Origin of the sequence: Intestinimonas sp. (assembly GCF_026169115.1) — a bacterium.
In the GTDB taxonomy this organism is placed as follows: Bacteria; Bacillota; Clostridia; order Oscillospirales; family Oscillospiraceae; genus Intestinimonas.
In genome coordinates this window covers 1-10,988 of record NZ_JAPFEA010000034.1, presented here as the reverse complement: position 1 = coordinate 10,988, position 10,988 = coordinate 1, and the positions used below count along the sequence as shown (strand labels likewise).

Here is a 10,988-nt window from a genome sequence, read left to right as displayed (position 1 = left end):
CTCCGAAGCAGCGAACAATGCCGTCACCGGCGGCTCGCTCATTCCGACGCTGACTCTCGGCATCCCGGGTGAATCCGTCACCGCCGTCCTCATGGGCGGCCGCATCAGCCAGGGCCTCCAGCCGGGCCCGGAGCTCCGCCTGCCCCGCCGCCTTGCCCTCGGCCTCCAGCCGCAGGGCGGCGGCGGCCCCCTCCAGGGCCTCGATCCGGGTCCGGGCATTGGCGGTGTCCCGCTCGGTCTGCCGGGTCCGGGCCTCGATCTCGGTGAGCTCGGTACGCAGACCCTCCCGCTGGTCCTCCAGGTCTGTGCAGGTCTTCTTCTGGGCGGACGCCCGCTCCTCCAGCTGGAGGACCTTGTTTTCTAGCTCCCGACACTGGGCCTGGGCGGTCTCCAGCTCGTAGACGGCCACCGCCGACTCCCGCTGGGCATCATCCAGCGCCCTGCCCGCCTCGGATAGCTGCACCCGCACTCCGTTCAGCTGGGCGTTCAGGCGCTCGAGCTCATTGGCCCGGCTGAGGATGCCCGCCGACCGGGAGACGGAGCCGCCGGTCATGGAGCCGCCGGGGTTGAGAACCTGTCCGTCCAGGGTGACGATCTTGAAGCGATAGTGGTATTTTCTGGCCATGGCGATGGCGGCGTCCATGTCCTCGGCCACCACCACCCGGCCCAGAAGATTGGAAAAAATGTTCCGGTATTGGGGGTCGAACTCCACCAGCCGGTCCCCCATGCCCACAAAGCCGGGCTCCCGCTCCACGTCGGTGTCCCGGAACTGGGCGGGGCGGATGGCGTTCATGGGCAGGAAGGTACACCGGCCGCCGTCCCGGCGCTTGAGGAACTGGATGGCGGCCTTGCCGTCCTCCTCGGCGTCCACCACGATGTTCTGCATGGCGCCCCCCAGGGCGATCTCCACTGCCACCGTGTATGGGTCAGGCACGTGGACCAGTCCGGCCACCGGGCCGTGGATATGGCGGAGGTTCCCCCGCTGGGCCTCCCCCATGACCAGCTTCACCGCCTTGGAATAGCCCTCGTAGAGCTTCTCCATCTCGGAGAGCATGTGGACCCGGGCGGCGATGGCATGCTCGTCCATCTGGAGCCTCTGGTGGGTCTCCCGGGCGGTCTCCACCTTCCGCTTCCGGGACTCGGCCCGCATGGTATAGCCGCTGATGACGTTGTCCAGGCTCTCCCGCTCCTCCCTGGCCTTCTGGAGGTCGGCGGCGATCTCGCGGGCCACCGTATGGGCGGCGGAGAGCTTTTCTTCCCCGGCGGCAAGCTCCTGCCGGACGGCCTCATCCCGGTCCAGCAGCTCCTGGGCGGCGGCGGCCAGAGCGGAGAGGAGGGCCTTGGCCTCTGCGGCGGAGGCATGCTCCATCGCCTCCTTCTCCCGCAGGGTCTCCAGCTCGCTCTCCAGGGTGCCGGCACTGCGGCGCTCGTCCTGGTCGGCCTGCTGGGCGGCGGAGAGCTCCCCCTCCAGCCCGGCGCAGCGGGCGGCGATCTCCTCCAGACGGGCCCGGCGCTGGTCGATCTGCTCCGAGATGGAGCCGGCCCGGCCCTCCTGCTGGTCCAGCTCCCGCCGGACCCGGTCAGCGGTCTCCAGGTTACTCTGGATCTGGGCCTGGAGCACCGCCGTCTCCCGCTCGCAGCCGTTGGCGTCGGCCTGCCGCTGCTGCATCTGGAAGCGGATGCCCTCGGCCTCCATGTCCTTTTCCCGCATTTGGGCGGCGTAGCCCTCGGCGGCGGCGTAAAGCCGTTCCACCTGGGTCCGGGTCTCCTCCTTCTGCCGGACGGCGTTTTCATAGTCGGAGAGGAGCTTTCGTCCGCCGGCCCGGACCTTGTCCAGCTGGTCCATCCACAGGGAGATCTCCAGCCCGCGCAGCTCGTCCCGGAGGATGAGAAATTTTTTGGCCTTCTCCGCCTGGGCCCGGAGGGGCTCCACCTGGAGCTCCAGCTCGTCGATCTTGTCATTGACCCGGACCAGATTCTCCTGGGTCCGCTCCAGCTTTCGCTCCGCCTCCTCCTTCCGGTGGCGGTAGCGGGAGATGCCGGCGGCCTCCTCAAAGACCTCCCGGCGGTCGGTGCTTTTCACGGAGAGGATCTCGTCGATCTTGCCCTGGCTGATGATGGAGTAGCCCTCCCGTCCCAGGCCGGTATCCATGAAGAGCTCGTTCACATCCCGGAGCCGGACGGTGCGGCGGTTGATGAAGTATTCGCTCTCCCCCGAACGGTAGTACCGCCGGGTGACCATGATCTCGCTCTCCTCCCGGTCAAAGATGCGCCCGGTGTTGTCCAGCACCAGGGACACCTCGGCAAAGCCCAGCTGCCTGCGCTTGGCGGTGCCGCCGAAGATGACGTCCTCCATCTTGCCCCCCCGGAGGGCGCGGGTGGACTGCTCTCCCATGACCCAGCGGATGGCGTCGGAGAGATTGGATTTTCCGCTTCCGTTGGGCCCCACGATGGCGGTGACGTCGTGGTCAAAGGTGAGGACCGTCTTGTCGGGGAAGGATTTGAAGCCCTGGATCTCCAACGCTCTGAGGTACAAAGGCACGCACTCCCTATCTTACCATGTTTAATAAGGTATTATATCAATTTCCGGGCCGCTTTGCAACTTACCAGCGGGTGATAATTTGTATTCCAATCTTCCCATTTTTGTGCTATGATACCTGATGACCCCACCGGATACAGGAGGACTGAAATGAAAAAACGTACCATCGCCCTGCTCCTGCTCGCCGCCCTGCTGGGCGGAACACTGACAGGCTGCAGCGAAAAAGCCAAAGAGTACTACTCCCCCGGCTATTGGAGGGACACCACCTTTTACAGCGCCTTTGTGGACCTCCGCTTCACCTTGCCGGAGGGCTGGACCGCCGCCAGCCAGGAGGAGCTGGACACCATGAGCGCCGAAGCCGACAAGCTCCTGGACATGCAGCGGGGCGGCGCCGGCACAGACCCGGCCTCCATCTACCACTACGAGCTCTCCGCCCGGGACCCGGAGACCGGCAACGGCGTTCTGATCCTGGTCCAGAACTACGGCGGCACCGCCACCGATTACATCGACGGTCTGGAGGCGGGGGCCGAGCTGGAGGAGGCCACCTACTCCGTGGGCAGCGTTACCACCGTGCAGCTGGCCGGACACCCCTACCTGATGGTCCCTCTGACCATGGAGGGTGAGGAGGCCCCCTATCAGCGGCAGTATCTGCGCAAGTATGAGGACTACCTCATCTACCTCATGATGTTCTCCACTCAGGAGGACAAGGCCGCCTTCACAGAGCTGGAATCCCACTTCTCCGACATGGAGAACCCGTCCTGAGCCCAACCAATGCCCGACAAGCCGACGCGGCCCCGCCTGTCACCAGGCGGGGCCGCGTTTTCGTTTCTATTTTTCTGCTCGGCTTTGTGGTCAGACCTGCTCCAGGAATCGCAGGAAGGCGGCCTTCCCCTCGGCGGTGCGCTTGTAGACGCCGGCGTGCTCCAGCACCTGGGCAAAGACCAGACCGGTCTCCTTCTCCACGATGTCCAGGGCGTTATCCGCCGTGATGGCGTACTTGGCCCGGAAGCCCTCGGCCCAGTCAGCGTGCTTTTCGGTGCGTTCGTCGCCCCGGAGGTCGGCGCCGCTGGCCAGAGCGTCGGCCACGGCGGCGAGCTCCTCCTTCAGCCGGGCGGGGAGGACGGCCAGACCCATGACCTCGATGAGGCCGATGTTCTCCTTTTTGATGTGGTGGAGCTCGGCGTGGGGATGATAGACGCCCAGGGGGTGCTCCTCCGTGGTGATGTTGTTGCGCAGGACCAGGTCCAGCTCGTAGTCGCTCCCCCGGCGGCGGGCGATGGGGGTGATGGTGTTGTGGGGCTCCCCGTCGGTCTCAGCGAAGACGAAGGCGGCCTCGTCGGTATAGCCCCGCCAGGACAGCAGGAGCTTGTCGGCCAGATCGATGAGCCGGGCCGGGTCGGCGGCGGTGAGACGGACCACCGACATGGGCCACTTCACGATGCCGGCCTTCACGTCCTCGTAGTCGGGGAAGGTGAAGGGGGTCTCCACCGGGGCCTTTTCCATGGCGAAGGTATAGTGGCCGCCCTGGAAGTGGTCGTGGGCCAGGATGGAGCCGCCCACGATGGGCAGATCGGCGTTGGAGCCCACGAAATAGTGGGGGAACTGGCCCACGAAGTCCAGCAGCTTGGCAAAGCAGGCCCGGTCGATCTTCATGGGCACATGCTCGCTGTTGAGGCAGATGCAGTGCTCATTGTAGTAGACATAGGGGGAGTACTGCAAAAACCAGGGGGAGCCGTTGATGGTGATGGGGACGATGCGGTGGTTCTCCCGGGCGGGGTGGTTGACCCTGCCGGCATAGCCCTCGTTCTCGGCGCACAACTGGCACCGGGGATAGGCCGAGGCGGGCAGGTTCCGGGCGGCGGCGATGGCCTTGGGGTCCTTCTCCGGCTTGGAGAGGTTGATGGTGATGTCCAGGTCCCCGTACTCCGTAGGGGCGACCCACTTCACGTCCTTGGCGATGCGGTCCCGGCGGATATAATTGGTGTCCTGGCTGAAGCGATAGTACCAGTCGGTGGCCTTCTCCGGGCTCTCGGCACAGAGGGCGCGGAACTTGCCAATGACCTGGGCGGGCCGGGGGGTGAGCACCCCCATCAGCTTGGTGTCAAAGAGGTCCCGGTAGACCACGGAGTCCTCCTGGAGCACACCCCGGGCGTGGGCGTCGTCCATGAGGGCGCCCAGCACCGCAGGCAGGTCCACGGGCCGCTCCGCCGGGGTCTCCGGTTCGGTATAGCTGTCCAGCCCCAGGGCCTCCAACAGGGCGTTCACCGCCCACAGCCGTTCGCAGGGCTCAATGAGTCCGGTATCCAGGGCGTAGGCCACCAGGGCCTGGATCTCTCTGTCCACCATGTCCTCAGCCCTCCCCGTAGCCGTTGGGATGGGACTGATGCCACTTCCAGGCGGTGGAAATGATGGTCCCCAGATCGTTGTATTTGGGCTTCCAGCCCAGGACCTCCACCGCCTTGGCGGAGGAGGCGATGAGCTGGGCGGGATCGCCGGCGCGGCGGGGGGAGACCTCCGCGGGGATGGGGTGGCCGGTGACCGTCCGGGCGGTGTCGATGACCTCCTTGACGGTGAAGCCCACGCCGTTGCCCAGGTTGAAGACATTGTTGTCCCCGCCCCGGAGGAGGTAGTCCAGGGCCAGGATATGGGCCTGGGCCAGGTCGCTCACATGGATGTAGTCCCGGACGCAGGTGCCGTCCTTGGTGGGGTAGTCGTCGCCGAAGATGGACACATGGTCCCGCTGGCCGTTGGGCACCTGGAGGATGATGGGCACCAGGTGGGTCTCCGGGTCGTGGGCCTCGCCGATGGCGCCGGAGATGTGGGCGCCGCAGGCGTTGAAGTACCGCAGGGCCACATACTTGAGGCCATGGGCCTTGGACACCCAGCTCATCATGTGCTCCATGGCCAGCTTGGTCTCGCCGTAGCAGTTGGTGGGCTGGGTCTTGTCGCTCTCCAGGATGGGCACCGTCTCGGGCTCGCCGTAGGTGGCGGCGGTGGAGGAGAAGACGATCTTCTTCACCCCGTGGGCCACCATGGACTGGAGGAGTACGGTGGTGCCGTACAGGTTGTTGTCATAGTACTTCAAGGGGTCGGACATGCTCTCCCCCACCTGGGAGGAGGCGGCAAAGTGGACCACGCCCTCGATGTCCTCGGCCTCAAAGACCTTGTCCATGGCCGCCCGGTCCCGGATGTCGGCCTGGTAGAACCGGGCCTTGGGATGGACCGCCTGCCGGAAGCCGGTGAGGAGATTGTCCACCACCACCACGTCCCGGCCCGCGTCGATGAGTTCGTACACCGTGTGGGAGCCGATGTAGCCGGCCCCGCCCAACACTAAGATCGCCATTTTGATGCGCCTTCCTTTCCATCTTTCTTCTGGTGATTCCAGTATATCCGGTCTGGGGAAAAATAGCAAGTTGAATTTTTACTAAAAATTTAACTTTGTCAGAGCGCACAGTTGGGGCCTGCCGCTTATGGGCAATCTGACGGAGGGGCGGTGCTCTCCCGGACCACCAGAGAGGGGGCCACCACCAGCTTGACCGGCAGGGTGCGGACGGGCGGGCGGTCTGGGAGCGCGGCCCGCTCCGCCAGAAGGCGGACGGCGGCCTGCCCCATCTCCAGGGCATGGGTGGACACTGAGGTAAGTCCGGGGGTCACCAGGGCGGAGAGCGGGGTGTCGTTGAAGGAGACCAGGGAGACGTCTCCGGGGATGGAGAGCCCGGCCTCAGTGATGGCCCGGACCGCGCCCAGGGCGGTCTCCTCGCTGACGGCCAGAAAGGCCGTGGGTCTGGGCGCGCCGGAGGCCAGATAGGCGCTCAGGGCGGCGGCGGTGGAGGGGGCGTCCATGGGCGCCTCCACCAGGAGGGCCGGGTCCAGGAGACCGTGGCGCGCCATGTGGGCCATGAACCGTTCCCGGCGGATCTCCGGCGTGGGCTTCCCCCGGTCGTCGGGCCGCAGGGCGGGACCGATAAAGCCCACCCGCCGGTGTCCCAGCCCCAGGAGGTGGTCCACCGCCAATCGGATGCCCAGGTCGTAATTGAGGACCACGGAGTCAAAGCGGGACTCATCCGGGGAGGAGTTGAGGAAAACCACGTTGGGGCTCATGGCTGCCAGGGCCTCCACCTCCCGGGGGGAGAGACGGCCAATGGCCACCACTCCGTCCACCGCCCCCTCCGGCGGGGCGAAGCCCTCCCCCCGCCGGGCCAGGGCCTGGAAGGCGATGCGCTGGTCCAGGCAGGCTTGCTCCACATGGCCCCGGAGATAGAGATAAAAGGGGTCCTCCAGCTGCTGGGCCGGGGTCAGCCCCTCCGCCGCCGCCGCCCGCATGAGGATCTTGGGCGCCCGCCCCCGGCGGGACTTGGTAGCGGCATAATTGAGCCTGCCCGCCTCCTCCAGCACCTTTTTCCGGGCCTCCGGACTCACCGTCAGCCCCGGGTCCCCCGTGAGGATGCGCGAGATGGTCGCCGGAGCGTAGCCCGTCCGCTCCGAGAGCTCCTTCAAGGTCGCCATAGACCGTCCTCCTTTCCATCCACGGATAATTTTACTAAAAATATTGTAGCGCCCGCGCCTCCCTTTTGCAAGCAAAAAAGCGCCGGCGCACAGACCCTTGTCTGTGCGCCGGCGCTGCAGCTGCTGTGCGTTCGTTCTGCGTGTTACTCCACCGGGAGGGTCGCCGCCTCAACGGTGACAGCATGGTCTTCCGCAGGCAGGTCCTCCGCACTGTTCTGCTGCTCGGCGGGCGCGTCGTCGGGGCTCATGGTATCCCAGTCGAACTGGCGGTACCGGGCCAGGCCGGAGCCGGCGGGGATGAGCTTACCGATGATGACGTTCTCCTTCAGACCCAGCAGGTGGTCCACCTTGCCCTTGATGGCGGCCTCGGTGAGGACCTTGGTGGTCTCCTGGAAGGAGGCGGCGGACAGGAAGGACTCGGTGGCCAGGGACGCCTTGGTGATACCCATGATGATCCGGGTGCCGACGGGGAGCTTGAGCTCCAGGCCGTCATTGGTCTCGCCGGCGTCGATGCGGGCCTGAACGGCGCGCTGGGCGTCCTTGAACTCGATGATGTCAATGGTGGAGCCACTGAGGAGGTCGGAGTCGCCGGCGTCCTCCACGCGGACCTTGCGCATCATCTGACGGGCAATGACCTCAATGTGCTTGTCGTTGATGTCAACGCCCTGCTGACGGTAGGGTTTCTGAACCTCCTGGATGAGGTAGTCGTACACGGCGTGGATGCCGCGGATACGCAGCACGTCGGCGGGATACAGGGCGCCGTCGGTGAGCATGGCGCCCTTCTCCACGGTGTCGCCCTGCTTCACCCGGATGCCGGAATTGTGGGCCAGGGTGTAGGTGACCACCTCGCCGTCGCTGGCTGTGATGGTGACATTGACCATGCCGCCCTTCTTGGCGTCCTCCATGGAGACCTTGCCGCTGATCTCGGCCAGCTGGGCCATCTTCTTGGGACGGCGGGCCTCGAAGAGCTCCTCAACACGGGGAAGACCCTGGGTGATGTCGCCGCCGGCCACGCCGCCGGTGTGGAAGGTACGCATGGTGAGCTGGGTGCCGGGCTCGCCGATGGACTGGGCGGCGATGATACCCACGGCCTCGCCCTCGCCCACGGTCTCGCCGATGGCCAGATTGATGCCGTAGCACTTGGAGCACACGCCGCTGCGGGACTCACAGGTGAGCACGGAGCGGATCATGACGGAGTGGATGCCGTGGTCCTCCAGGAGCTTGGCGTCGTCGGCGGTCATCATGGTGTCCCGGCTGATGAGGACCTCGCCGGTCTGAGGATCGCAGACGTCCTCCACGGGATAACGGCCCTTCAGGCGCTCGCCGAAGGTCTCGATGACCTGGCCGTTCTCCACGATCTCGCTGGCCAGGATGCCGTCGTGGGTGCCGCAGTCGTGCTCGCGGATGATGACCTCCTGGGACACGTCCACCAGGCGGCGGGTGAGGTAACCGGAGTCGGCGGTACGCAGGGCGGTATCGGCCATACCCTTACGGGCGCCTCTGGAGGAGATGAAGTACTCCAGGACGGACAGGCCCTCACGGAAGTTGGACTTGATGGGGATCTCGATGGTACGGCCAGAGGTATCGGCCATCAGGCCGCGCATGGCGGCCAGCTGACGGATCTGGGCGGTGGAACCACGGGCGCCGGAGTCGGCCATCATCCAGATAGGATTGTACCGGTCCAGCACGTTCATCAGGGCGTCAGTGACGTCCTTGGTGGTCTTTTCCCAGGCCTGGACCACCAGACGGTACCGCTCGTCGTTGGTCAGGAAGCCGCGCTTGTACTGCCGGTCGATCTTGACGATCTCCTTCTCCGTGGCGGCGATGAGCTCGGGCTTCTCGGGGGGCACCGTCATATCGTGGATGGAGACGGTGAGGGCGCCACGGGTGGAGAACTTATAGCCCTTGGCCTTGATGACGTCCAGCACATCAGCCGAGACGGTAAAGCCGTGCTTGGTGATACACTTGTCGATGATCTTGCCCAGCTGCTTCTTGCCGGTGATGAAGTTGATCTCAGGCTCGAACATCTGCTCGGGGTCGGTGCGGTCCACGAAGCCCAGGTCCTGGGGAATGCCCTCGTTGAAGATCAGGCGGCCCACGGTGGTGCGCACCAGCTTGTGGCGCTTCTCGCCGTCCACCTCCACGAAGCGGCGGACCATGATGGGCATGTGCAGGTCCAGCTCGCCCTCGTCATAGGCCAGACGGGCCTCCCCGTCGTCGGCGTACACCCGGAAGATCTCCCGGGGCAGCTCCCCGTCGGGGGTGTCGGCGCAGATGCCGGCAAAGGTGGGGATGTCGTCCAGGGAACCGGGATGCTTCACCCACACCTTGTCGTCGGGCTGGACGGTTCCCTCGGCCAGGGCGGCCTTCACGGCGGCGACGTCCTCGTAGGCAAAGTCGTGGTCGGCGTACTTCTCATAGGTGAGGTAGTAGGAGCCCAGCACCATGTCCTGGGTGGGGACGGTGACGGGGCCGCCGTCCTGGGGCCGCAGGAGGTTGTTGGCGGAGAGCATCAGGATGCGGGCCTCCGCCTGGGCCTCGGCGCTGAGGGGCACGTGGACAGCCATCTGGTCGCCGTCGAAGTCGGCGTTGAAGGCGGTACACACCAGGGGGTGGAGCTTGATGGCGCGGCCTTCCACCAGGACGGGCTCGAAAGCCTGGATGCCCAGACGGTGGAGGGTGGGAGCGCGGTTGAGCATCACGGGGTGCTCCTTGATGACGAAGTCCAGGGCGTCCCAGACCTCGGGCCGGCCCTTGTCCACCATCTTCTTGGCCGACTTGATGTTGTTGGCTAGGCCGTCCTCCACCAGCTTCTTCATGACGAAGGGCCGGAAGAGCTCAATGGCCATCTCCTTGGGCAGACCACACTGGTAGATCTTCATCTCAGGGCCGACCACGATAACGGAACGGCCAGAGTAGTCCACGCGCTTGCCCAGCAGGTTCTGACGGAAGCGGCCCTGCTTGCCCTTGAGCATATCGGAGAGGGACTTGAGGGCCCGGTTGTTGGCGCCGGTGACGGCACGGCCACGACGGCCGTTGTCGATGAGGGCGTCCACCGCCTCCTGAAGCATCCGCTTCTCGTTCCGGACGATGATGTCGGGGGCGTTGAGCTGGATGAGGCGCTTGAGGCGGTTGTTGCGGTTGATGACCCTGCGGTAAAGGTCGTTGAGGTCAGAGGTGGCGAAACGACCGCCGTCCAGCTGTACCATGGGGCGCAGCTCCGGGGGAATGACGGGCAGCACGTCGATGATCATCCACTCGGGCTTGTTGCCGGAGAGGCGGAAGGCGTCCACCACCTCCAGGCGCTTGACGATGCGGGCCTTCTTCTGACCGGAGGCATCCTTGAGCTCGGCGCGCAGCTGCTCGGAGAGCTCCTCCAGGTTGATGTCCTGGAGCAGCTTCTTGACCGCTTCGGCGCCCATGGCGGCTTCAAAGTCGTCCTCATACTTCTCCCGCATATCCCGGTATTCCTTCTCGGTGAGGATCTGGTTTTTGGCCAGGGGGGAGAAGCCGGGGTCGGTGACAATATAGGCGGCGAAATAGAGGACCTTTTCCAGAATACGGGGAGAGATGTCCAGCAGCAGTCCCATCCGGGAGGGGATGCCCTTGAAGTACCAGATGTGGGACACGGGGGCGGCCAGCTGGATGTGGCCCATGCGCTCCCGGCGGACCTTGGCCCGGGTGACCTCCACGCCGCAGCGGTCACAGCCCTTGCCCTTGTAGCGGATCTTCTTATACTTGCCGCAGTGGCACTCCCAGTCCTTGGTGGGCCCGAAGATCTTCTCGCAGAACAGGCCGTCCCGCTCCGGCTTGAGGGTACGGTAGTTGATGGTCTCCGGCTTTAGGACCTCGCCGTAGGACCAGTCCAGGATCTGTTCCGGGGAGGCGATGCCAATGCGGATGGCGTCAAACTCAGCGTAGCTCATATTTTATCGTCCTCCCT

5 protein-coding genes and 1 pseudogene are annotated in these 10,988 nt (G+C 65.4%); 1 reads left to right on the top strand and 5 read right to left on the bottom strand.

Annotation, left to right across the window (positions count from 1 at the left end):
- Positions 1-148 precede the first annotated feature (148 nt).
- Positions 149-2,542: pseudogene (smc, locus tag Q0Y09_RS03340) on the bottom strand (chromosome segregation protein SMC); the annotation flags it as partial.
- Between the two features lie 147 nt (positions 2,543-2,689).
- Here smc and Q0Y09_RS03335 point away from each other — a divergent pair.
- Complete coding sequence (locus Q0Y09_RS03335) at positions 2,690-3,301, top strand: hypothetical protein (RefSeq protein WP_297717601.1); 612 nt, start codon at positions 2,690-2,692, stop codon at positions 3,299-3,301.
- 90 nt (positions 3,302-3,391) lie between these two features.
- Here the strand turns inward: Q0Y09_RS03335 and galT are convergent, their stop codons facing one another.
- The 4 genes from galT to rpoC all read right to left on the bottom strand — a co-directional run bounded on the left by galT (position 3,392) and on the right by rpoC (position 10,971).
- Positions 3,392-4,885 (bottom strand): UDP-glucose--hexose-1-phosphate uridylyltransferase, encoded by a 1,494-nt coding sequence (galT, locus tag Q0Y09_RS03330; protein ID WP_297717598.1) that lies wholly within the window; start codon positions 4,883-4,885, stop codon positions 3,392-3,394.
- Between the two features lie 4 nt (positions 4,886-4,889).
- Entirely contained in the window at positions 4,890-5,882 is a 993-nt protein-coding gene (galE, locus tag Q0Y09_RS03325) for a UDP-glucose 4-epimerase GalE (RefSeq protein ID WP_297717595.1), read from the bottom strand.
- A 125-nt stretch (positions 5,883-6,007) separates the two neighbouring features.
- A complete protein-coding gene (locus Q0Y09_RS03320) occupies positions 6,008-7,045 on the bottom strand; it encodes a LacI family DNA-binding transcriptional regulator (protein ID WP_297717592.1) in 1,038 nt (345 codons plus the stop codon).
- 143 nt (positions 7,046-7,188) lie between these two features.
- Positions 7,189-10,971 carry a DNA-directed RNA polymerase subunit beta' gene (rpoC, locus tag Q0Y09_RS03315; RefSeq protein ID WP_297717589.1) on the bottom strand — a complete coding sequence of 1,261 codons (3,783 nt, stop codon included), beginning with the start codon at positions 10,969-10,971 and terminating at the stop codon, positions 7,189-7,191.
- Between the last annotated feature and the right edge of the window lie 17 nt (positions 10,972-10,988).

Bases quoted from the DNA above. Each gene is read 5' to 3' on its own strand.
- galE (WP_297717595.1), bottom strand. From the start codon at position 5,882: ATGGCGATCTTAGTGTTGGGCGGGGCCGGCTACATCGGCTCCCACACG.
- galT (WP_297717598.1), bottom strand. From the start codon at position 4,885: ATGGTGGACAGAGAGATCCAGGCCCTGGTGGCCTACGCCCTGGATACC.
- rpoC (WP_297717589.1), bottom strand. From the start codon at position 10,971: ATGAGCTACGCTGAGTTTGACGCCATCCGCATTGGCATCGCCTCCCCG.
- Q0Y09_RS03335 (WP_297717601.1), top strand. From the start codon at position 2,690: ATGAAAAAACGTACCATCGCCCTGCTCCTGCTCGCCGCCCTGCTGGGC.
- Q0Y09_RS03320 (WP_297717592.1), bottom strand. From the start codon at position 7,045: ATGGCGACCTTGAAGGAGCTCTCGGAGCGGACGGGCTACGCTCCGGCG.